Annotated in this window: 14 protein-coding genes and 1 pseudogene; 10 read left to right on the top strand and 5 right to left on the bottom strand. The window is 60.8% G+C overall.

The genetic code is table 11. From position 1 onward, the window contains the following. Nucleotides 1-485: 485 nt before the first annotated feature. From K5K89_RS19010 to K5K89_RS19000, 3 genes are all read left to right on the top strand, one after another. Entirely contained in the window at nt 486-6,695 is a 6,210-nt protein-coding gene (locus K5K89_RS19010; protein WP_222540040.1) for a non-ribosomal peptide synthetase, read from the top strand. Nucleotides 6,696-7,451: 756 nt separating this feature from the next. Further along, a complete protein-coding gene (locus tag K5K89_RS19005) occupies nt 7,452-8,195 on the top strand; it encodes an ABC transporter permease (RefSeq protein WP_222540039.1) in 744 nt (247 codons plus the stop codon). Further along, nucleotides 8,195-8,908, top strand: coding sequence for an AAA family ATPase (locus tag K5K89_RS19000; RefSeq protein ID WP_222540038.1), 714 nt, complete (start codon nt 8,195-8,197; stop codon nt 8,906-8,908). The genes K5K89_RS19005 and K5K89_RS19000 overlap by 1 nt, the downstream gene beginning before the upstream one ends. 8 nt (nt 8,909-8,916) lie before the next feature. Here the strand turns inward: K5K89_RS19000 and K5K89_RS18995 are convergent, their stop codons facing one another. The 3 genes from K5K89_RS18995 to K5K89_RS18985 form a co-directional block, all read right to left on the bottom strand. Continuing rightward, entirely contained in the window at nt 8,917-10,437 is a 1,521-nt protein-coding gene (locus tag K5K89_RS18995) for an ArnT family glycosyltransferase (RefSeq protein WP_222540037.1), read from the bottom strand. Beyond that, complete coding sequence (gene arnT / locus K5K89_RS18990) at nt 10,437-12,092, bottom strand: lipid IV(A) 4-amino-4-deoxy-L-arabinosyltransferase (protein WP_071492129.1); 1,656 nt, start codon at nt 12,090-12,092, stop codon at nt 10,437-10,439. The genes K5K89_RS18995 and arnT overlap by 1 nt, the downstream gene beginning before the upstream one ends. Before the next feature lie 174 nt (nt 12,093-12,266). After that, the gene (locus K5K89_RS18985) at nt 12,267-12,944 is read right to left on the bottom strand and encodes a histidine phosphatase family protein (protein ID WP_071492128.1); all 678 of its coding nucleotides are present in this window, start codon (nt 12,942-12,944) and stop codon (nt 12,267-12,269) included. A gap of 275 nt (nt 12,945-13,219) precedes the next feature. Here K5K89_RS18985 and K5K89_RS18980 point away from each other — a divergent pair, with 275 nt between their 5' ends. The 7 genes and pseudogenes from K5K89_RS18980 (at nt 13,220) to K5K89_RS18950 (ending at nt 21,117) form a co-directional block, all read left to right on the top strand. Then, entirely contained in the window at nt 13,220-13,888 is a 669-nt protein-coding gene (locus K5K89_RS18980) for an ABC transporter ATP-binding protein (protein ID WP_222540036.1), read from the top strand. 1 nt (nt 13,889) lies between these two features. Continuing rightward, a complete protein-coding gene (locus K5K89_RS18975; RefSeq protein WP_222540035.1) occupies nt 13,890-16,352 on the top strand; it encodes an ABC transporter permease in 2,463 nt (820 codons plus the stop codon). Further along, entirely contained in the window at nt 16,342-17,403 is a 1,062-nt protein-coding gene (locus tag K5K89_RS18970; RefSeq protein ID WP_071492125.1) for a lipocalin-like domain-containing protein, read from the top strand. Before K5K89_RS18975 ends, K5K89_RS18970 begins: the two co-directional genes overlap by 11 nt. A 137-nt stretch (nt 17,404-17,540) precedes the next feature. After that, a pseudogene (locus K5K89_RS18965) lies at nt 17,541-18,530 on the top strand (hypothetical protein); the annotation flags it as partial. 475 nt (nt 18,531-19,005) lie between these two features. After that, entirely contained in the window at nt 19,006-19,176 is a 171-nt protein-coding gene (locus tag K5K89_RS18960; RefSeq protein ID WP_222540034.1) for a hypothetical protein, read from the top strand. 2 nt (nt 19,177-19,178) lie between these two features. Then, entirely contained in the window at nt 19,179-19,559 is a 381-nt protein-coding gene (locus K5K89_RS18955) for a hypothetical protein (protein WP_179029066.1), read from the top strand. A 115-nt stretch (nt 19,560-19,674) separates the two neighbouring features. Next, complete coding sequence (locus tag K5K89_RS18950) at nt 19,675-21,117, top strand: hypothetical protein (protein ID WP_222540033.1); 1,443 nt, start codon at nt 19,675-19,677, stop codon at nt 21,115-21,117. Nucleotides 21,118-21,165: 48 nt separating this feature from the next. Here K5K89_RS18950 and K5K89_RS18945 read toward each other — a convergent pair whose 3' ends face one another. Both K5K89_RS18945 and K5K89_RS18940 read right to left on the bottom strand, forming a co-directional pair. Then, on the bottom strand, nt 21,166-22,266 hold the full coding sequence (locus tag K5K89_RS18945) for an SMP-30/gluconolactonase/LRE family protein (RefSeq protein WP_222540032.1): 1,101 nt from the start codon (nt 22,264-22,266) through the stop codon (nt 21,166-21,168). Continuing rightward, entirely contained in the window at nt 22,263-22,940 is a 678-nt protein-coding gene (locus K5K89_RS18940) for a sterol desaturase family protein (RefSeq protein ID WP_071492120.1), read from the bottom strand. Before K5K89_RS18940 ends, K5K89_RS18945 begins: the two co-directional genes overlap by 4 nt. Nucleotides 22,941-22,982 lie beyond the last annotated feature (42 nt).

Below are 22,982 nucleotides of genomic sequence, written 5' to 3'. Positions count from 1 at the left end.
CCTTCTCATCCTTGATATCGAAAACCGTGTACAGACCCTCTGGGCCTCTGCGGGGCGATCCGTTGCTCACACACCAGAGTCGGTATTCGAAAGTGTATTTAGCCAGTGGATTTGTCCTACGTATGTAGCGGAAACGTGGGACATAACCTGCCATAAAAACCGCGTCATTAATTCGACGTTTCTGACAGGTAATTCCCACTACGAATAGCCAATGGAGATTTTTATGTTTAAGTAACTCTTTGATATATAAGTAAAATATTGTTTTTAGAAAGCATTCGCATAAAAAAGCATCGGCCAGATATAGCCAATGTCCTACAACTCTTTAATCGTTTCAGCAATGAACCATCAGCCACGCCCGGTCTATCCATTCGGATGTCCGGGTTTAGGGTGACAGACAGCCCCTGGCCACCATGCTCCAATCCGGCCCATTCGTCGTAATGGGCACCCCTGCGCGGCCAGTGCCTGACCTCCATGAGAAGGATCTTATGAAGCATTCACCCAGCTTCCCCCTCACCGCCGCCCAGCAGGACATCTGGCTCGACCAACTGCGCGCAGGCGACTCGCCGCTGTACAACATCGGTGGTTATGTGGATTTTGCCGGCGCCATTGACCCCGGCCTGATGCAGCGCGCCGTTGAATGCCTGGTGGCCAGGCACGATGCGTTGCGCACGCAACTGCACAGCGACGCCGACGGCCTGCCTCGCCAGACCTTCGCTGCCACGTTGGCTGCGGACCTGGCGCTGCATGACGTTTCCAAGGCTTGCGATCCGCAGGCCGCGAGCCACGCCCTGATGCAGGCGCAAATGGCCCTGCCTTATGCGATGCAGGGTGCGCCGTTGTTCCGCTTTTTCCTGGTCAAGCTCGACGACGATCATTACCGCCTCGGCACCCAGGCGCATCACCTGATCCTCGATGGCTGGGGCTTCGGCCAGATGCTGCAATCCCTCGCGCAGCTGTACACGGCCCTGGCGCAAGGCCGGCAACCGGACTTGCCGGCGCCGTCCTACATCGATTTTATCGACGCAGACCGGCACTACCACGCGTCAGCCCGTTATGCCCGCGACCGCGCCTATTGGCTGGACAAATACCGCTTGATTCCGGAGCCGCTGCTGACCCCACGGCACACGGCCAAGGCCGCGAGCAATACCTTGGTGCAGGCGTTTCCGGTGGCACTGCTCAACCGAATGGAACAGGTGGCCAACCGTTACCAGGCGTCGGCGTTTCATGTACTGCTGGCGGCGCTGTATGTGTATTTCACCCGCACCGCCCAACGCGAAGAATGGGTGGTGGGGGTGCCGATTCTCAACCGTTCCAATGCACGGTTCCGCTCCACCGTCGGGTTGTTCACCCAGGTCAGCGCCGTGCGCTTGCAATTTGATGAGCAGTCGCCGTTCAGCGCGGTGGTGCGTGGGGTGCGCGACCAGCTCAAGCAGGACTTCCGCCACCAGCGTTTCCCCCTCAGCGAGATGAACCGTGAGTTGGGCCTGCGTCGCAGCGACCGCGGCCAGTTGTTCGACCTGTCGGTGTCCTTCGAGCAGGACGACCATGAACTGCGCTACGGCACGACAGTGGCCCGTGCGGTCAAGGTGTCCAACCATCACGAGCCGCTGCCCCTGGCCCTCCACCTGCGCAGCAATCGCTACCAGGACACCGCATGCCTGCATTGCGTCTACAACGAGGCGTACTTCCAGCACGATGAAGTGGCGGCCCTGGCGCAGCGCTTGACCTGGCTGCTGGAGCAGGGGCTGGAAGACACCGCACTGACGATCAGCGATTTTTCCCTGGTGACACCCGCCGAGCAGGCGCGGTTGCAGCAATGGAACGCCACCAACCAGCCTGTCACCCAGCCACACACCCTGCACGCGCGCATCGAAGCCCAGGCCGCGCGCGCACCGGACGCCGTGGCGGCGGTGTACCAGGGGCGGCACCTGAGCTATGCCCAACTCAACCAGCAGGCCAACGCGCTGGCCCATCAACTGCTGGAGCGCGGCGTGCAGCCTGACGACCGGGTGGTGATCCTGGCGCGGCGTGGTCTGGATACGCTGGTGGGCTTGCTGGCGATCCTCAAGTCCGGCGCCTGCTACGTGCCAGTGGACCCGGCCCATCCCGCCGAGCGCCTGAATTACCTGCTGCAAGACAGCGACCCGGTGGTGGTGCTGACCCAGCACGATTTGCTGCATCGTTTGCCTCAGTTGACGGTGCCGGTGATCCAGCTCGACCGCCCGACCTTCCACCTGGGCACCAACCCCCGCGTCGCGGTCAGCCCCTCTCACCTGGCCTACGTGATCTACACCTCCGGCTCCACCGGTTTGCCCAAGGGCGTGATGGTCGAGCACCACAGCGTCTCGAACCTGGTGGACTGGCACTGCCGGGCCTTCGACCTGCATGCCGGCAGCCACACCGCCAGCGTCGCCGGTTTCGGTTTTGATGCGATGGCCTGGGAGGTCTGGCCGGCGTTGTGCGTGGGCGCCACGCTGCACCTGCCGCCGGCCCATGATGGCGCCGAAGACATCGACGCGCTGCTCGGTTGGTGGCGGGCACAGCCGCTGGACGTCTGCTTCCTGCCGACGCCCGTGGCCGAATACGCCTTCAGCCAGGGCCTGCACCACCCGACCCTGCGCACCCTGCTGATCGGCGGCGACCGCCTGCGTTCCTTCACCCAGGCGCAGTCCTGCGCCGTGATCAACAACTACGGCCCTACCGAAGCCACGGTGGTCGCCACCTCCGGCCCCATGGCCGTCGGCCGGCCATTGCATATCGGCGCGCCTGTCGCCAATGCCAGGGTGTATGTGCTGGACGCGCAGCGACGGCCGCTGCCCATCGGGGTGGCAGGGGAACTGTACGTGGGCGGCAAGGGCATCGCGCGGGGTTACCTCAAGCGTCCCGAGCTCAGTGCCGAGCGATTCCTCGACGACCCCTTTACCCAGGGGCGCATGTACCGCACCGGCGACCTGGTGCGCTGGCTGCCGGACGGCAACCTTGAGTACCTGGGGCGCAATGACGACCAGGTGAAAATCCGTGGCGTGCGCATTGAGTTGGGCGAAATCGAAACGGCCCTGGCCACGCATCCGCATATTCAGGACGCCGTGGTGCAAGCCCGCGAAGGGCAGTTGCTGGCCTGGTTCGTGCCCCGTGAAGTCGTGTCGATAGAAGCCTTGCGCGCCCACCTGCAAGCATCGCTGCCCGACTACATGCTGCCGGCTGCCTACATGCAGTTGGACGCGTTGCCCCTGACCGCCAACGGCAAGCTTGATCGCAAGGCGTTGCCCGCACCGACCCAAGAGGCGTTCGTCACCCGTTTGTATGAGGCGCCGCACCTCGGCGTGGAAAGCGTACTGGCGCAGATCTGGGCCGAGCTGTTGCAGGTGCAGCAGGTTGGGCGCCACGACCACTTCTTCGAACTGGGCGGGCATTCGTTGCTGGCCGTGCAATTGGTGCAACGCATGCGCCAGGTCGGGTTGCATGCCGATGTGCAGGTGCTGTTCGGCCAGCCGACCCTGGCGGCCCTGGCGGCGGCAAGTGAGCTCAGCGACGTGGACGCCCCCGACCTGGCCGAACTCGACCCTGCCAGCTTTGATCTGATCGTCGAGAGCATTCCCGGCGGCGTGGCCAATGTGCAGGATATCTACCCGCTGGCGCCGTTGCAGGAAGGTTTGCTTTACCACCACATCACCGATGAGCGCGATCCGTATCAGCAGCAGGCGCTGTTCAGCTTTGCGCAGCGCGAGCAGTTGGACGCGTTTGCCCAGGCCCTGCAACAAGTGATCAACCGCCACGATATCCTGCGCACCAGCCTGGTATGGGAGGCCCTGGAGCAACCGATGCAAGTGGTGTGGTGCCAAGCGCGATTGCGTGTTGAACCGTTGCGCGAGGACCCTGCGCCGCTGGATTTGCGCCAGGCGCCGCTGATGGCCCTGGACTATGCCGAAGAGCCGCAGCACTCGCGTTGGGTTGCGCGGCTGCGTTTCCATCACCTGGTCAATGACGCCACCTCGACCACCATCCTGATGCAGGAAATCCGCGCTCACTTGCTCGGCCAACAGGCGCAACTACCGGCGTCGGTGCCGTATCGCAATGTGGTGGTGCAAGCCCGTTCGCCGGCACGTCAAGCGGCGCACGAGGCGTTCTTTCGCGAGCAGTTGGGCGATGTCGACGAGCCGACCCTGGCCTTCGGTCTCCAGGAGCGCCAGGCGGATCGGGCGCACACCGAAGAAGCCGAACGTGGCTTGAGTGACAGCCTCAATCAACGTTTGCGTGCCCAGGCGCGTGGTATGGGAGTGAGCACCGCCAGTCTGTTCCACCTGGCCTGGGCCCAGGTGCTCAGCCGTATCGCCGGCCGCGATGACGTGGTCTTCGGCACCGTGCTGCTCGGCCGTTTGCAGGCGGGCGAGGGTGCCGATCGCGCCCTGGGCATGTTCATCAACACCCTGCCGCTGCGGGTGCGCCTGGCCGGGCGCACGGTGACCGAAGCTCTCACGCATACCCACGCACGCCTCAGTGCCTTGCTTGCCCATGAACAAGCCTCCCTGGCGCTGGCCCAGCGTTGCAGCGGTGCGTCGCCATTGTTCAACAGCCTGCTCAACTACCGCCACACCGACGCCGAGCGTGACCTGACCCTGGTGCCGGGCATTGCCTTGCTCAGCAGTGAGGACATCCTCAGCTACCCGCTGATGCTGACCGTGGACGACACGGCCAACGGTTTCCGGATCAAGGCCAAGGCGCCGCAGCAAATTGGCGCCGGTCGGCTGCTCGACTACCTCGAAACCACACTGATCAACTTGGCGGACACGCTGGACCAGGCGCCACAGACACCTTTGCGCGAGGTTCAGGTACTGCCCGCCGGCGAGTTGAAAACCCTGCTGGTGGACTTCAACGCGACCGACACCGACTACCCCGACACCTTCACGGTGCAGGCGCTGTTCGAAGCCCACGCACGGCATATCCCCCATGCCATCGCCGTGCAGGCCGGCGAGTTGCAACTGACCTACCGCGAACTCAACGAACGCGCCAACCAACTGGCCTTCCACCTGCGTGAGCGCGGTGTGCAGCCGGACGCCCGCGTGGCGCTGTGCGTCGAGCGTGGATTGGAGCTGGTGGTGGGCCTGTTGGCCATCCTCAAGGCCGGTGGCGCCTATGTGCCGCTGGACCCGGGTTATCCGCGCGAGCGCCTGGCCTACATGCTCCACGACAGCCAACCTGTGGCGCTGCTGGTACACGCCGCCACCCGTGACGTGCCGGGTGACGTGTCTATCCCGGTGATCGACTTCGACCACTGCGCCTGGAGCCAGGCACCTGTCGGCAACCCGCTGGTGCCAGGGCTGAGCGTGGCCAACCTGGCCTACGTGATGTACACCTCGGGCTCCACCGGTACGCCCAAGGGCGTGATGATCGAACACCGTGGCCTCGGCAACCTGATGCACTGGGGCTCGCAGCTGTGCCCCAATGCCGAGGGCGGCGCGCTGTTGCAGCGGGCGCCGTTCAGCTTCGACGGTTCGGTGTGGGAGCTGTTCTGGCCGCTCTCCAACGGCATGCGCCTGGTGTTGGCACGGCCCGATGGTCATCGCGAACCGGCCTATCTGGCGCAGGTGATTCGCGAGCAGAAGATCACGGTGATCAAGTTCGTGCCGGCGATGTTGCAGCAGTTCCTTGAGCTGGAAGAGTCCGCGCTGTGTACCAGCCTCACTGATGTGCTGTGCGGCGGTGGCGAACTCACCGAAGCCCTGGCTCGTGGCGTGCAGGCGCGCTTGCCCAAGGTGCGCCTGCATAACGTCTACGGCCCCACCGAAGCCACGGTGGACAGCAGCGCCTGGACCCTGGAACCCGGCGCGCCGGTGCCGGCATTGCAGTTGCCGATCGGGCGGGCGATCAACAACACACGCCTGTATGTTCTGGATGAGCACGATGCGCCGGCGCCCATGGGCGTGAGCGGTCAGTTGCACATCGGTGGGGTCGGCGTGGCGCGGGGTTACCTGGGGCTGCAGCAGATGACCGCCGAGCGTTTTATCGACAGCCCGTTCGTGGCCGGAGATCGCCTGTATCGCACTGGCGACCTGGTGCGTTACCTGCCTGACGGCAATCTGGAGTTCCTCGGGCGTAACGACTTCCAGGTCAAACTGCGCGGTGTGCGCCTGGAACTGGGGGAGATCGAGTCACGGCTGCTGGTGCATCCGGCGTTGCGTGAAGTGGCGGTGTTGATTCGCGATGAACGCCTGGTGGCGTACTTCACCGTGCGTGCCGAGGCGCCGAGCCCGGATGCGTTGCGCGCCCATGTGCTGGAGCAATTGCCGGAATACATGGTGCCGGCGGCGTTTGTGCAGCTCGACGAATTACCGCTCAACCCAGCGGGCAAACTCGACCGCAAGGCCTTGCCGGAGCCGGGGTTGGGGGCGGTGGTGAGCCGAGCCTATGCCGCGCCGGTCGGAGCCGTGGAGAGCTTGATGGCCGGGATCTGGGCTGAGGTGCTGAAGTTGGAGCGGGTGGGGCGGCATGATCATTTCTTTGAGCTGGGCGGGCATTCGTTGTTGGCGGTGAACCTGGTGGCGCGGATGCGCAAGGCGGGGGTGGAGGTGGATGCGCGGGCGTTGTTCAGTCATCCGACGGTGGCGCAACTGGCGGGGTGTGTGTTGACGCAGGTGCAGCGGGTGGAGGTGCCTCAGGCGGCTATTCCGCAGTTGGGGCGGCGGCGGCGGATTTGACGGGGCGCCTCAGATCAAAAGCAAGATCAAGAGCGACTCGCTTCGCATCGTAAATACGCTGCTTTTGTAGTCATTACATGAATGAGCGAAGCCGGCGTTAGCGTCGCGCAGAGAGCAGGCCTTTAGCATTATGCAGTGCCGTTTGTCGGGTTCTTTTTTTCACGTCTGTAGGAATAAGTTCCGTTTTGCAAGATATACCTGCGGTGGTGTTGGATTTTTCGATTATTTGGATAGTTTCTAAGGTGTTAAATTTACATGGATTGATTTTTTGAAGCACGGTTGGTGAGGGGCCTGATATTTTTGGCAATGGTTGATCTTCCGAAGTTCGTGAGTGAAATTTCCTAAATCTAGTAGTTATATTTCCCGCATAAGATTTTTATTGTTGTTGCGATATTCTCACGCTGGGCTAGATTTGGTTTTATTGCTTGATGAAGGGCAGCTCAAAGTCAATGTATGCACAAAGCTGGAGATTTGAGATGAACAGTGAAGTGTTCGGAGCGCTTGTTTATAGTTTCGAAAGTGAAGAAAGTTTCAACCCGTACGCCGGTAATGCAGGTGCGTCAGGCATTCAAGGCGGGTGCGGTGGTAATGGAGGATGTGGTGGGGCGGCAGGTATAATGGGGTAGGTGGGGCCTGCCATAACTCCATAATAGAGCCTTCATCGACAGAAAAGTAAATTCAGTATTCACAGAAGCTTGAGTCGTCGATGCTCAGCTCTAGACTAGGCATGATGGTCCCGTTTTCGTGAGGTCAATCATGGACTTTTATTTCGTATCGAGGCCGGCTTTGCTAGCGGCGTTATTCATAAAAGAACAACTCAGAGAACCTGTTGCATTATTTTGGACAGTGGTATCTCCAGTGGTTACCTATTATTTGCTTACCTACGCGCGTGCGCCACTGAGTAGTGAGGCCGTGGATTACCTGTCGAAGACTTCATGGTTTTACGCCTTTGTTTCCTCAAATGTTGCACTGTTCGGGCTTGCCTTTTACATAGTTGGTCGAAGGGAAAGTGGTTTTCTTCGGTCTTTTGTTTACACGGATCGTACGAAGGTTGTTTTTTTGATTGGGCAGTTTTCTGCATATTCAGTTGTTTCAATATTGTATTGCTCCGTATTTTATATGCTCACTCGAGTTTTTTCAGGGGAGTTTGATGTCGCGGAGTATCTTGTGATCGTAGGGCGATTTTATGTTTGCTTTCTTCTTTTTTCTATACCCGCGCTGTTGCTGACGCTTGTCCCATTAGGCTTTCAAAATGCGAGCACCCTTTTTTCAATTTTGTCCCTTACGATGTTGGCTCTCGGGGTTATCAGTATGGGGCCAGTGAGTCCCGCCTTAGCTATTGTCGGTTTTTTTAACCCGATGTGGTGGGCGAATAAGATTATGTTGGACGGCGTGGTTGAATGCGGTTTGGTTTTCTGGGTTGTTGCCATTTCACTTGTGTTTTTGTTTTTAGTGATGTGTCGTTATTTATTAATTGATCCTGTTTGGAGTCGTTATTGATGGCAAGGCTTCTCGTAGACTCTCTTGACGTCAGGTATGGAACTCATATCGTGTTTCATAAGGCTTCTCTGACAGTCACCGCCGGCTCCATATCAGGTCTTCTTGGCCCAAACGGCTCCGGCAAAACCACCTTTTTTGATGTGCTGTGCGGCCTGAAGAAAAGAGAGGGTGGTGAAATAAGCAGCGCCTTTTCCAAGCTGCTGTACCTGTCACAGATCATCAGCACCCCCCCTGTATTTCGCATGTTCGACATCTTCAAAATGACCATGCTGTTTTGCTCCGACACCAGGGTCACCCAACAACATGCACTCGACAAAATCAAAAAATGGAGCCCCGGCATCGCCGATCGGTATTGCGAGATCTGGAACAAAAAATCTGCGCTCTGCAGCTATGGAGAGAAACGCTGGTTTTTTACGTTGTCGTTGCTCTGTGCCAACGCGGACCTGGTGATACTGGATGAGCCCACCGCGGGTGTGGATCCAGAGTTTCGTTATCACATCTGGCGTTGTCTGGAGGGGGCGGCGGCAGAGGGTGTCGCGGTGTTGGTTTCATCACACAACGTCGATGAAATCGTCGCGCATTGCGATGACTTTTACATGCTGAGCCAAAGGCGATTCAACCGTTTCACTGATGCGCAAGGCTTCATGGGCGCCTACGACGCCCAAAGCCTGGATGAGGCATTTATCCATGCCGCCAGCCTGCCAAAAGGATAAGACCGCTTCTATTCAGGCAAGGGAACGAACGCCACGTTGCCGTCCTGCCGTTGTTGAAACAAACGCTCGCCATTGTCCGGCTGGGTGGTGATGACCTGGTGATCCGCGCCCAGGTACGCCAACGGCGTCGGATCATCCTTGGAATACTGCGTGACGATGATCGTGCGCTGCGGGTCGAAGGCCTTGCCGCTGGTTTTCTGCAGCCAGGCCATGAACGCCGCGCTGTCGCCCTGGCGCGGGAAGTCCTGGGTCTCGGCCACGTAGTAGAAAGGCTTGCCACTGTTTTGCAGGTACATCGGCACCTTGTTGTCCACTTCCACCAGCACCATTTGCCACTCATCCCAAGGCGCGCTTTTGACCGCTTCGGTACGCACATCCTCGGCCAGGCGGGTGACGCCGCCATTGCCGTTGCTCCATGGATAGGCCACGCCAATGACCAGCAGCATCAACACCGCGGCGCAGGCGAACCCTTTGTACCAGCGCGGTCGGCTGGCGGGCCTGGCTTGCAGGCGTTCGCTGAGCCACCAGGCGCCGAGCAACTGGGCGAAGGGCACCAGTGGCAACACGTAGTAGCTGCGCCGGCTGCCACTGGCGGTGAAGAACACAAACAACAGGCCCAGGCCCCACACCAGCCATCGCACGTTGGGCGGGGTCTGGCGCCAGTGCCGCAGCGCCAGCCGCAGGCCGAGCAGCCAGCACGGCAGCCACGGCAGGGTGTAGGCGGGCAGGTAGATCAGGTAGGTGTAGATCGGCCCCATGTGGTCGAAGGGGTCGAAGAATCGCACCACGTTTTCGCGGAATACCAGGGCCAGGCCGCTTTGCCCATAGGTCGGCGCACCGTAGACATGCGACAGCACGAACGGCACGGCATACACCGCGGCGGCGATCAGCAGGGCGAGCACCAGGCGCAGGTTGAGATGCTGCTTGTAGCGCTGCTCGCCGAGCAGGTGCGGCAGCAGGACCAGGCCTGGCAGCACAAAGCCGATCAAGCCCTTGAACAGCGAGGTCACGGCGAGCAACAGGAAAAACACGGTATAGCGACCCAGCCGGGTGTCCTCTGGTCCACGCCAGTACCACCAGACCGCGGCCAGCACGCCACACACCGTCAGCACATCCGCCGTGGCCACCCGCGCCCAGAACAGAAAGTAGAAGGTGGTGGCGAGCATCCAGCCGGCGATCAGCCCGGTGCCTTTGCGCATCAGTTGCTCACCGAGCAGGTAGACCAGCCACACGCTCAGCCAGGCGCCGATCACCGAGGGCAAGCGCAGTGACCACGGCCCGAGGCCACCCATCAGGTGGGCCGTGGCGGTGATCAGCCAATAGGAAGGCAGGGGCTTGTCGTAATAGGGCGCGCCCTTGAGGTAGGGGTCGAAGTAATTTCCGCTCTGCAGCATCTGCAAGGCGATGTTCGCCCAGCGGGTCTCCGGGCCCCACAGGTCGCGTGCGCCGAGGCCGGTGAGCAGCAGCAGCGCGGTGACGCCCAGCAATAGCAGCAGGGCGCCGCGCTCGGTCTTGCAGAATGTCGTCATCAGGGCAGGCTCGGGTAGATGATCAGCTCGAGATAACCCTTGTAGTAACGTTTTCCGCCGGGCGGCAGTTGCCCGGCTTCGCGCATTTCACTGGTGCTGTTGACCCGCAGCAGCACGCCCACCGAGCCGTGCTGGCGCGCATCCTTGAGCCAGGCCTGGACTTCCTCCAATTCCACCTTGCGGTGCACCGAGCCTGCATACTGCAAGCCGTAGCGCAGCTCGCCCTCGGTGTCGTACAGCGACACTTGCGGGCGTTTCAGGCGCCAGGCCAGGGCGCTGGCACTGCCCAGGTCGTTGCTGAGCAGGGCTTGGGTCTGTTGCAATTCGTCCAGGTGTTCGAGCACAAATTGGTCGGGCATTTCGTTGTCCGCGATCCACGACGGCATGCTTGCCGGCAGCAGGATCACCAGAACGCCGATACCCATTGCAGGCATTGCCCACAGCGTCAGCGGGCGAATCACTTGCAGCAGGTTGGCCAGAATCCACACCAGCAACACGATGAACGCCAGGGACAGGCTGAACATCTCGGCGTGACTGTTGCTGTACAGCGGCCGGGCGATTTGCAGGTAGATCAGGCCGATCATGGCCGCCATGCCGATCACGAAGTTGAACAGGCCATTGAGGCAGATGGTGCGGGCTTTGCCCTGCTTCACCAGGTCGGTCAGCGTATGACCCATCAGCAAAGCCAAGGGCAGCAGGCACGGCATGATGTAGGTCGGCAGCTTGCCTTTGCTCAAACTGAACAGGCCCAGGGGCAACAGTAGCCATAACGCCAGGAAGGTAATCGCCGGCTGGCGTTTTTCCTGCCAGGTCTTGTGCAGGGCGGACGGCAGCAGCCCGGCCCACGGCAGGCTGGAAACGGCGATGATCGGCAGGAAGAACCACCATGGCCGCACATGCTGGGCGTTGTCGGCGCTGAAACGGCGAATGTGTTCATTCCAGAAAAAGAAGCGCCAGAAGTCGGGTTCCTGAAGATGGATGGCCAGCACCCACGGCAGGCCCACCAATACCGCGACCGCCATCGCCAGCGGGCCATAACGCAGCAGCTCTCCCAGGCGGCGTTGCCAGAGCATGTATGGCACGGCAATCAGCACCGGCAACACCAGGGCCAGGAAACCCTTGGTCATGAAACCCATGGCGCAGGCGAGGCCCACGATGACCCAGGCCCCGAGGCGGCCGCGCAGTGTGGTGCTGTCGAGCGCAAACCACAGGGCTACCAGACTCAGGTTGACCCAAAGCGTGAATTGCGGATCGAGGTTGGAGTACCCCGCCTGCCCGGCGACCAGGCCGAAGCTCAGGTAGAGCAGGGCACAGGCGAAACTCTTGCGCGGGTCATTCCACAGTCGACGGGCGATCAGGTAGGCCAGCAGCACGCTCAAGCCCGTGGTCAGCGCCGAAGCGATGCGCACGCCGAACAGGTTCTGGCCGAAGACCGCCTGGCCCAGGGCAATCAACCAGTAGCCGCCTGCGGGTTTTTCGAAGTAGCGGATGCCCATGAAGTGCGGCGCCACCCAGTTACCGCTCTGGAGCATTTCCTGGCTGATCTGGGCGTAGCGGGTTTCATCCGGGATCCACAAGCCATGCAGGCCCAGGGGCAGCAGGTAAAACGCAACGAAGGCCAGCAATAACACCGGCAGGGGTTTTAATCGGGTCATGCAAACGTCGCTCCCTGACGCTCAGTGATGTAGGTTTCAAGTTGTGAATTAATAGTTGGAAAAGTCACAGCGTTCACGCAATTGCAGAAAATATTCATGATGTCCTTATTTAAAAGGCGCAACTAAACATGCCAGAACAGGGCTGTCTTTTTGCTGAACAGGGCGAGGGGTAAGTTAGTGAGTCTGTTTTAGCGCGGCGGGCCAATCCGGGTTGTTGACGATGCCCAGGATCTTCAATTTGCCGTTGGGCAACGCCTGCACGAACAACGCGCTGCCATATTCGGGGAACGCGGCATGGGGGAAGCCCTGGGTTTTTTCGAAGTCGGCGATGCAACCACTGTGGGTGACGAACACCAGGTTGCGTCCGGGGGTCTTTTGACTGAGCAATTCCTCGCCCATGGCCGTGCCGCAGATGGCCTGTTGGCCCGAGGTCAGCTCGTTTTTGTCGAACATGAAACGCAGGGTCTGCGCCGTGCGGATAGCCGGGCTGGCAAGCACATCGCTGGTGTCCATCCCCATGGATTTAAAGGCGTTGCCGAGCTTTTCGGCCTGTTGGCTGCCGTGCACTGTGAGGCCTTCCACCGGGCCCAGGCACGGGTTGGTGGAGCGGTCGCAGCGCTCTTCATGGCGCACCAGTACGATCAGGTCGCCGTCGCGCCACAGCGGCATCACTTGCGAGGTCAGCAGGCGGTCGCCGATGCCCAGGTCTCGTGGCGACGCCGGCCAGAACAGGCTGCAAACCAGCAGCAGGCCAACCACCGCAAGTCCCAGCCAGAGTCGTTGCAAACGCTTGAAAAAGTCCCGGGGCGAGCGCGGTTTGGTCAGGGTAAGGTCAACCACTTCATTCACCATGGGCATTGTTGGCAGTGTTGTATTAGTTAGGCGCAACGTTTTAGCGAATGTCCTTAGTGGGACCAGAGGCTGTCACACGACGGCTGTCTTTTCGCTGAACACCTTGCATGTAAAAAGTTGTGAAAAAGGGCAACTAACAAGTTGCCGACAAGTGATGCTTGGTGGGTAATTTAAAGAGGCGCGGGTGGGCAGCCGGTGAAATCCATGTGAAAAATTTGCGTGGCCTTGGGCGGTAGCCGTTATTCTCGATGGCCGCCCATCAAACGAGTGTTGTCATGTTGCAGGTGCAAGGTGTGACCAAAAGCTATGCCACCCCCCAGGGGCCTTTGGCAGTGTTGGCCGGTGTCGATCTGCACCTGGGCCGGCGCAGCAGCCTGGCGCTGATGGGCGAGTCGGGCAGCGGCAAGAGCACCTTGCTGCACCTGGTGGCCGGGCTCGACCGTGTGGATGGCGGCAGCATCCAGGTGGGCGAGCAGCGCCTTGACCAACTGAGCGAAGCGCAACTGGCCCATTGGCGACGTACCGAAATCGGTCTGGTGTTCCAGCAGTTCAACCTGATCGGCAGCTTGCCGGTCGAGGATAACCTGGCGTTCCAGGCGCGGCTGGCGGGGCGCTTTGACCCGCAGTGGCAGGCGCAATTGGTCGAGCGCCTGGGCCTGGGGGATTTGCTCAAGCGCTACCCGGAACAACTCTCCGGCGGCCAGCAGCAACGGGTGGCGGTGGGGCGCGCATTGGCGTCACGCCCGGGCCTGTTGTTGGCCGACGAGCCCACCGGCAACCTGGACGAGGCGACCAGCGACGAAGTGCTGCAACTGTTGCTGGACCTCTTGCGCGACAGCCCCACCAGCCTGTTGATGGTCACCCACAGCCCGCGCATCGCTGCACGACTGGACCGGCAGGTGGTGTTGCAGCGTGGGCGCGTCCTAGCCGCAGGCGCCGCCTGAGATGGCGGTATTTCAGTGGACCTTGCGCGCATTGCTCAGCCACTGGCGACGGCATCCCGTGCAGTTTTTCAGCGTGCTCACCGGCCTCTGGCTGGCCACCGCGCTGTTGATTGGCGTGCAAGCCCTCAACAGCCAGGCGCGAGACAGCTATGCCCGCGCCAGCCAATTGATCGGCGGCGAACCCCAGGCCAGCCTCGGTGCGCCGGACGGGGCGAGTTTCCCCCAGGCGGTCTTCGCTCAATTGCGCCGCGCTGGCTGGCCGGTGTCTCCGGTGGTACAGGGGCGGGTGCAGCTCAAGGGGCAGGAGGATGTACGCCTGCAGTTGATGGGCATCGATCCGTTGTCGTTGCCCGGCAGCGGCGCCGTGGCGGGGCAGCGCTTGAGCCAGGCGCAGATGCTCGCGTTTTTTGATCCGCCGGGGCGTACCTGGATCGCGCCGCAGACCTTGCAGGTCTTGGGGCTGCGCGAAGGCCAGCAACCGACCACTGTGGGCGGCCGCACACTGCCGCCATTGCAAGCCCAACCAGACATGGCGCCCGGCCTGTTGCTCACCGACATCGGTTTTGCCCAGCCTGTGCTGGATATGTCTGAGCGCCTGTCGCGGCTGCTGGTGGACAAGCCATTCGCCGCCAGCCAACCCACGCCGCCCGTCGGGTTGCAACTCAAGCAAGGCGAGGACAATAACCTCGCTCGCCTCACCGAGAGCTTTCACCTGAACCTCGACGCGTTGGGCTTCCTGTCCTTCGTGGTGGGGCTGTTCATCGTGCATGCCGCCATCGGCCTGGCCCTGGAGCAACGGCGCGGGCTGCTGCGCACGTTGCGCGCTTGTGGGGTCAGCGTGCGCCTGCTGATTGTGAGCTTGAGCGTGGAATTGGGCGTGCTCTCGCTGCTCGGTGGTGTGCTGGGCGTCGCCAGCGGCTACCTGTTGGCCAGTCTGCTATTGCCCGATGTGGCCGCCAGCCTGCGTGGCTTGTATGGCGCTGAAGTACCGGGACAGTTGAGCCTCAGCCCGTGGTGGTGGGGCGCGGGGCTGGGCTTGAGCCTGCTCGGTGCGGTGCTCGCCGGTGCCGGCAGCCTGTGGCGGGCGGCGCGCCTGCCCTTGCTGGCGCTGGCCAACCCCCAGGCCTGGCATGAAGCTCACGGGCGCTGGTTGCGTCGTCAAGCGTGGGTGGCCGCGGCTGCGTTGCTGATCGCCGTGCTGGCGCTGTGGCTGGGTAACAGCCTGGCTGCCGGCTTTGTACTGATGGCGGCATTGCTGCTTGGCGCCGCCCTGGAGTTGCCGGTGCTGCTCAACGGCCTGCTCAAGGCCGTGTTGGGGCGTAGCCGTTCGGTGCTCGGCCAGTGGTTTCTCGCCGACTGCCGCCAGCAGTTGCCGGCCTTGAGCCTGGCCCTGATGGCGCTGCTCTTGGCCCTGGCCGCGAACATCGGCGCGGGCTCCATGACCTCGGGTTTTCGTCATACCTTCAACAACTGGCTGGAGCAGCGCCTGACTGCCGAGTTGTATCTCAACCCACAAAGCCCTGCCCAGGCCGAACAACTCGGCACCTGGCTGGCGCAACAGCCGTTAGTGCAGGCCGTGCTGCCCACCTGGCAGGTCGCCGTGCAAGTGCAGGGCTGGCCGGCGGACCTGTTTGGCGTGGTCGACGATCCCACCTACCGTCAGCATTGGCCGCTGCTGGAGGCCACGAGCGAACCCTGGGACCAGTTGCAGAAGGGCAACACCTTGATGCTCAGCGAGCAACTGGCGCGCCGGCTCGGGGTGAAACTGGGCGATGCCGTGAACATCCCCACGCCCCAGGGTGTGTGGTCGCCGAAGGTGGTGGGGATTTACGCCGATTACGGCAATCCCAAGGGGCATGTGCTGGTCAACTCACAACATCTGCTGGCGCACTGGCCGACGCTGTCACCGGCGCGTTTCAACCTGCGGGTGTCACCGTCGGACGTGGCGCCGCTGGTACGTGAGGTGCAGCGCGCCTTTGTCCTGGACGACAGCCGTATTGTCGATCAAGAACAACTCAAGGGCTGGTCGAGCCAGGTGTTCGAGCGCACCTTCGCCGCCACCGCTGCCCTGAACAGCCTGACCTTGGGCGTGGCCGGCGTGGCGTTGTTCATCAGCCTGTTGACCCAGAGCCAGAGCCGCCTGGGCCAGCTCGCACCGCTGTGGGCATTGGGCGTCACGCGTCGGCAATTGATGCTGCTCAACCTCGGCCAGACCTGGCTGCTGGCGGTGCTCACATTGGTGCTGGCCGTACCGCTCGGCCTGCTGTTGGCGTGGTGCCTGGATGCGGTGATCAACGTGCAGGCGTTTGGTTGGCGCCTGCCATTGCAGGTGTTCCCGTGGCAGCTGGCGCAATTGCTCGGGCTGGCGATGCTGGCGACCCTTCTGGCGTCGGCCTGGCCGTTGTGGCAGTTGTACCGCAGCCGTCCTGCGGATTTGTTGAGGACGTTTGCCCATGAAGATTAAGCCCCTGTTGGTGGCGTGCCTGTTACTGGCTGCTTGCGACAAAGTGCCTGCGCCACAGGAAAGCTTTGCCGGCCTGGGCAGCGACGCGGCGGACTTTGCCCAGGTGGTACCGGGCAAGGTGTTCAGCTTCCCCGAGGATCATGGCCCCCATGCGGACTTCCGTATCGAATGGTGGTACGTCACGGCCAATCTCAAGGACGCGCAGGGTAATGTATTTGGCGTGCAATGGACGTTGTTTCGCAATGCACTCAAGGCCGGTCCGGTGCAAGCAGGCTGGCATGACGCCACCGTGTGGCTCGGCCACGCGGCCGTCACGTCCGCCACCCACCATTACGCCGCCGAGCGTTACGCACGCGGTGGCGTCGGCCAGGCCGGGGCCCAGGCAGTGCCGTTCAACGCCTGGATCGATGATTGGAATTTCGCCACCCGCCCGGGTGCACTGGGCGCCTTGTCGGACATGCAACTCAAGGCCAGCGGTGCGCAATTCGCCTACGACCTGCACCTGACATCCAGCCGTCCATTGGTGCTGCAGGGCGACAGCGGTTACAGCCGCAAATCCGACCAGGGCCAGGCCTCGTACTACTACAGCCAACCGTTTTTCAACGCCAGCGGCAGCGTCAGTCTTGATGGCCGGGTGTATCAAGTCAGCGGCCCGGCCTGGCTCGACCGCGAATGGAGCAGCCAACCGCTGACCGCCAGCCAGACCGGCTGGGACTGGTTTTCCCTGCACCTGGACCGGGGCGAGCAATTGATGTTGTTCCGAGTACGGCAAACCGATGGCGCGTCCTACCTGACCGGCACCTGGATTGATCGCGAGGGCCATACACAAACCCTGCACAACGCGGATATCCAACTGACGCCGCTGGAAACGACGGCCATAGAAGGGCGCAAGATCCCCACCCGCTGGTCGCTGAAAATCCCCGGCAAGCAGCTGGATATCACTACGCAAGCAGTCAACCCGAATGCCTGGATGAACCTGAGTATCCCGTACTGGGAAGGCCCGGTGCAGTTCGAGGGTGGGGTGGGTTACCTGGAAATGACCGGGTATTAGGATTGTTTCCGTAGGCTGTATTTCTTTGCTGCGTAGGCAGCTTCCCAAATGTAAATCGCCCCCCCTGGACGTGTGTCCGGGGCCTAGGCGCTTGCTTATATTTCGACGCCATCTTCATTGCTCACCGGATGTGAGGCATGGCGCAAAGCTTTATCAACGACCGCGCGACGGACTATCAGAGCTTGAAAAACCGACTGATGGGCGGCGCCCCGGGCCGCCAGCGTTCCGCTCATTTTGACGTGCTGAATAGGCACCTGCGCCCCGGTTTGGTGGCGCCGGGACAACTGGTGATTATTCCCGACAGCCACAGCGTGAATTGCTCGGTCGAGGAGGCCTGGTTGATGCGGCATGCCGAGGAGGTAAGTCGTCACTTGCAGAGGCGTGCAGCGGTCGGTACGGAGGTGATCGACAACTATGACTTGCTGCAGAGTTTCATGGCGAAGGGCTCGGTAGGCATCGGCAGTGCGACGTCGGCCTGGGCGCGACATCTGGATGACGTGGCGCAGACGCTGGAGGAGATCGAGCGGTTGCATCAGCGCTTGAAGGACGGTGCGTTGGACAGGACGGCGTTTATCCAGCGGCGCCAGGCGTTGTTCCGGCGGTTGGAGGTGCAACTGCAAGGCGCGGCGCGGTTGGGGACGGGGTTGCAGGGTAATGAGTCGTTGAAAAAGGTGTTGGGCCTGTCGACCAAGAGCTATCTGCATAAAGGTGAGATTGCGGGGTATGCGAAGCGGATGCGGGAGATTGCGCAGATGTCGAAGTGGTTGGGTAAAGGGACTTATGTGGGGCTGGCGCTGGACGTGGGGGTGGCGGGGTTGGAGATCAGGGAGGCATGTGTGGAGGGGCGGGAGGCGCAGTGTAGAAGGGCGAAGTATGTGGAGGCGGGAAAATTTACGGGTGGGGTCGTGGGGGCGGCGGGGGTAGGGCTTTTGGGGGCGGAGCTCACTCGTCGCGCGTGCACTATTTTTTTAGGTGTCGCAGCGAGGGGAAGCGGAGGTTTGACATGCGCAATTATTGGGGGCGCTGCTGGAGGGTACGCAGGAGGGAGTCTAGGTGGCGCTGGTGGGGCGTTTCTGGGCGGTGCGGTCATAGAGATTGATGGTGACTTGATCTTTCAACCAGAGGGGGGCTTAACGATGTCGTGGTTTTTTGCCTTCACCAGCGTGATGGTGATTGGGACGTTCGCTTTTGTGGGACTGATGCGTTACGCCATGCGCACAAAACTCGAAGAGGTGGAAAGTTACTTCAGTGAAAATTCAGAGGTACGCAAACTTCAACAACGCTGGGAAAACCAGCGGTTCCCTAGATTTAGTCGTATGTGCTTGATGATCGACATCCTATCTATGCCAAAACGCCACGTGAAAGACGGTGTTGTGACAGAGGCAGAGTTAGCCTCCGTACCTTTACCCCTCAGGCGTCGTTTTGTGTGGTTGTTTCGTCTTGCGATATTTTTGGCTGCCTATTGGGGCTATTGGTGCACTTGGCTCTAAGTCAGACCTGAATACTCCGTACTGGGAAGGTCCTCTGCAGTTCGAGGGTGGGGTTGGCGCTGGATGTGGGAGGGGGAAGTATGGTGCCAAACTTGCGATTCGTGGTTGTCGCATGTTTTTGGGTATTGCGATGAAGGGGCGCGGTGAGCTTGCATGCGCAATCATTGGTGGCGCTGCGGGTGGGCAGACCGTAGGTAATGCTTTTAGTCATGAAAGTGCTTTATTGGGTGGAAAGATCCAAGAAGCCAATGGCGACGTGATCTTTGCACCGGAGGGAGCTTAACGGTGTCGTTTTTTCTTGCCTTCACCCTTGTGCATTTTGCAGGAGTGTTTGTCGTTTTGGGGCTGGGTTTTTTTGTCGAATATACAAAGCTCGACGAGGTGGAGAGTTACTTCAGCCAAAACGAAATGGTCTGCGGCAATAAGCGATTTTGGAGCCGAAACCGTTGGATCGACAGGCAATATCGCATGATGCTGATTGCTGAAATACTTTCAGATTCAAAGCGCCATCTGAAAGCTGGGTTGGTGACTGAGGCCGAACTGGCTTCCATTCCCTTATCGCTTAAGCGCTGGGTGGTTTGGCCCTATTACCTTGGGTTCATGTGGTTGATTGCAACAGCTGTCTGGAGCTTCTGGCGCTGGTGGTGCGACATCCCCATTCCATAGAATCTGAAAATTTCTTCAAAAAAATACTGTACATCCATCCAGTCATATCCTACATTCCATCCCAGGTGACCGGACGTCACCTGAGCTTCACTTTTTAACTATGGATGGATAAAAAATGAAATCGAAAAAAGCCTTTATGCTGGGCGCGGCCATGGCGGCCTCCTGCTTCGTTTCGGCCTTCGCCCTGGCCGAGCAAACCCCTCACACACTCAGCGCCGAAGCGGTCAAGCAGGCCGTGGAAAAAGCGCTCAAATCCGGCGGCAAGCTGGACGCGGCGAAGGTGCCGACCAATCTCAAGCAAAAACTCCATGCAGCCAAGACCGGCCAGTCCAAGGCCATCACCCAGGCGGTCAAGTCCGCACCGTTCAACAGCGTAGTCAGCGAGTTGAAAAAACCGAGCCAAGCCGAGCCGAAAAGCGCTGCTGTCGCCGACTTTGTGCCGCTGTTCCCCACCTTGGATATCAACACGCTCTACACCATCAACGGTGTGGCCCAGGGCGAAGAGTTCGCCTACCACTTCAACCTCCCACAGAATGCGCGGGTCCAAGTGCAATTGGTCAACCAGAGCGCGGGCACCGACATGTCGCTGACCCTGTTTCAGGACGATGGCCAGGGTAATTTGAGCGTGGTGGGTTCCTCGGATGCCGCAGGCAATGCCGATGAGTACCTCAACGGGGTTCTGCCGGCCGGTGATTATTACTGGTACATGGTGGCCAAGGTCGCGAACAACTCGCAGTTCAGCTTCGGCGTGGCGGTGGACACCAACATCGATGCCTACGAGCCCAATGACACGCCACAGACTGCCTTTGTGCTGCCGGATTCGATGAACAAGGTCTCCGGAAACCTCGATAACGCCAACGATGTCGACTACTTCGACTTCAAGGCCGTGCGTGGCCAGAGCGTGAGCATGTACCTGGCCGGTGACGCGAGTGGCAGCCGTAACCAGTGGATTTTCGACCGTTTTGACGGCGTCAACTGGGTTACCGTTCCTGCGGGCTCGACCTCGACCTACCCGAGTGTCACCCCGGGCACCACTGTGAAGGTGCGTGTGCGGGCCAACCCGGCTGTGGCTCAGGACCCGACCAAGCACTATCAACTGAGCCTCGGCTCTACGCCGCGGTTGAACACGTCGGATGTGAAGGGTGACAACATCGTGCGGGTGCCTGCATCGATATTCTGGATGGCGACCCAGGCTGCGCGTACGGTGAACTGGACCACTAACTGGTCCGACTCCACGGGTGCGCCGCTGCTGGGTGTTACGCCGGTACTGCGCATCGATAAACGCTTCGAAGGTGCCGAGTTCAACTGGACCGACTTCAAGGCCACCACCAACAGTGCGGGTACCTCCCAGGCCAGTGCTGCTATCGGTGACTGCTTCGGCGATTACCGTGTGCAGTATCCGGACAGCAGCACCGGTGTGACGTACACCTGGGACACCACCTTCAACTTCGGCGGCTGGCGTATCGAGCTGGATGAGTTCCCCGGTGTGGGGGTTGGCGGCGAGAATGTGCCTTACGTGACTTTCGGGCACATCTGCACCCAGAACATCGTTCACTGATTCTAGGGTGTGAGTGAGGAGGGGCAGCCTGATGAGGCTGCCCCTTTTCTATTCTCCCGCCAACGCCTGTGCCAACGGCAACCGCGCCATGCTCGTGCCCTTCAACGAGCCCAGGTACAACCACTCGCCATATTCCCGAGCGGTAGTAATGGGCGAGTAATTCCCCGCGCTGCCATCCTGCAAATTGGCAATCACCTTGCCTTGCGTATCCAACCCCAGCACAAAGGCTTTGCGCTCGATCGGCTTGGGCACCACCATCAACGCCCGCACCATCACTTTGCGCAGCAAGGGGTAGCCGGCGAAGCCGTCCAGCAACGGGTTACGCGGTGAATACAGTGCTACCCAGAAACGGTCCTGGCCGTTGAAACTGAGGTTGTCCGGCAGGCCGGGCAGGTTGTCGATAAACAGGTCATGGCTGCCGGCACGTTCGCCCTTGAGCCAATACCGGCTGATGCGATAGGCGCCGGTCTCATTGACCAGTACGTAATGTTCATCCGGGCCCAGGGCCACGCCATTGGCGAATTGCAGCTGGTCGAGCAGCACCTCGGTGGTGCCGTTGCTGAAGTCATAGCGCAGCAACCGGCCATCGCCACCATGCTCGATCACCGCTTCGCCGTCCTGGCCGTAACCCCAGCGGCTCGATGCATCACTGAAGTAGGCATAACGCCCGCTGGCGTCCACGGTGACGTCATTGGTGAAACCGAAGGGGACGTTATTGGCGCCCGTGCTCAAGGTAGTGAGTTGGCGGTTTGCATCCAGGGCGAGCAGGCCCTTGATGCCATCGGCAATGATCAAGCGCCCATCCGGGTGCAGCGCCAGACCCAGGGGCCGCCCGCCGGTGTTGGCCAGCACCTCCAGGCTGCGGCTGTCGGGCGCGGTGCGGATGACGCGCCCGTCATGCAGGCCGCTGATCAGATAACCCTGTGCATCCAGCAGCAACGCCTCTGGCCCGGCGATGTCCTGGGCGCCGATCTTCTGCACGCCCTTGAGGCGCTGGTTTTCGGCGTAGGGGCCGTCCTTCATCGACGGTGGCTTGGGCGGTGTCCAGTTCACCGGTTGCACTTTGGTGGGCATCAGCAGCAAGAAGACGATCACCAGCAGAAACAGTACAAACAACAGATGACGCAGTTTTTTGGGACGGGTACTCATGACGATTCCTGGTTGTCGTGGGGGCCCGGCTCCCAGTACAGGGTGCCGAACAGGTAATCCATCAGCGGGAGGACGATATTGAAATTGCGCCCCTGCATCAGCTCACGGCGGTGATGCAGGGCGTGCAACTGGTGCATCTGGCGGATCCACGGCATGCGTGCCACCGGGTGGTCGGCGGGCAGGTGCTCACAGGCGTGAAACAATTCGTAAAGCAAATACCCGAGGATCATGCACCCGGCGAACAGGCCGGCGACGTTGGGGCTCAGTTGCTTGATCAACCACCACGCGGGCAGTGTGATCGCCAGGCTGTGCAACACGATCAGCCAGGCCGGGAACAGGATGACGCGCCAGTCCCGGGGGCTGTCGTAGGTCATGTGGCCGGGGGTGAAAAAGCTGTGGTGATCGCCAGTATGGCGCGCATAAAACAGACGGGCCAAGGCGTGTTTGTGGTGGCCAAGGTGGCGGTGCACCAGGTAGATACACAGGTTGAAGAACACCAGCGTCGCCGGCACGGTCAGCCATTGCAGAGCAGTAATGTGATGTGTCGATGACCAGGCCAGGCTGATGCACACAATGCCGTAGCCGAACACGAAACCGGCGTGAAGCCAGGGGTTGTAGTGGGGCGCGACGTGGGCGCGGTAACGGGCGCGAAAGGTCTCGGTGGGATGGGCCATGGCGGGCAGCTCGGTATTTTTTATTGGAGGCTGAGCTTAGTT

The sequence above is a fragment of the Pseudomonas sp. DR208 genome, assembly GCF_019823005.1.
Classification (GTDB): Bacteria; Pseudomonadota; Gammaproteobacteria; order Pseudomonadales; family Pseudomonadaceae; genus Aquipseudomonas; species Aquipseudomonas extremorientalis.
The sequence above is the reverse complement of the archived record's forward strand: the minus strand, read 5'-3'. Positions and strand labels throughout refer to the sequence as shown.

Coding starts and splice junctions, on each gene's coding strand:
- K5K89_RS19010 (WP_222540040.1), top strand. CDS start 486: ATGAAGCATTCACCCAGCTTCCCCCTCACCGCCGCCCAGCAGGACATC.
- K5K89_RS19005 (WP_222540039.1), top strand. CDS start 7,452: ATGGACTTTTATTTCGTATCGAGGCCGGCTTTGCTAGCGGCGTTATTC.
- K5K89_RS19000 (WP_222540038.1), top strand. CDS start 8,195: ATGGCAAGGCTTCTCGTAGACTCTCTTGACGTCAGGTATGGAACTCAT.
- K5K89_RS18995 (WP_222540037.1), bottom strand. CDS start 10,437: ATGACGACATTCTGCAAGACCGAGCGCGGCGCCCTGCTGCTATTGCTG.
- arnT (WP_071492129.1), bottom strand. CDS start 12,092: ATGACCCGATTAAAACCCCTGCCGGTGTTATTGCTGGCCTTCGTTGCG.
- K5K89_RS18985 (WP_071492128.1), bottom strand. CDS start 12,944: ATGGTGAATGAAGTGGTTGACCTTACCCTGACCAAACCGCGCTCGCCC.
- K5K89_RS18980 (WP_222540036.1), top strand. CDS start 13,220: ATGTTGCAGGTGCAAGGTGTGACCAAAAGCTATGCCACCCCCCAGGGG.
- K5K89_RS18975 (WP_222540035.1), top strand. CDS start 13,890: ATGGCGGTATTTCAGTGGACCTTGCGCGCATTGCTCAGCCACTGGCGA.
- K5K89_RS18970 (WP_071492125.1), top strand. CDS start 16,342: ATGAAGATTAAGCCCCTGTTGGTGGCGTGCCTGTTACTGGCTGCTTGC.
- K5K89_RS18960 (WP_222540034.1), top strand. CDS start 19,006: ATGTTTTTGGGTATTGCGATGAAGGGGCGCGGTGAGCTTGCATGCGCA.
- K5K89_RS18950 (WP_222540033.1), top strand. CDS start 19,675: ATGAAATCGAAAAAAGCCTTTATGCTGGGCGCGGCCATGGCGGCCTCC.
- K5K89_RS18945 (WP_222540032.1), bottom strand. CDS start 22,266: ATGAGTACCCGTCCCAAAAAACTGCGTCATCTGTTGTTTGTACTGTTT.
- K5K89_RS18940 (WP_071492120.1), bottom strand. CDS start 22,940: ATGGCCCATCCCACCGAGACCTTTCGCGCCCGTTACCGCGCCCACGTC.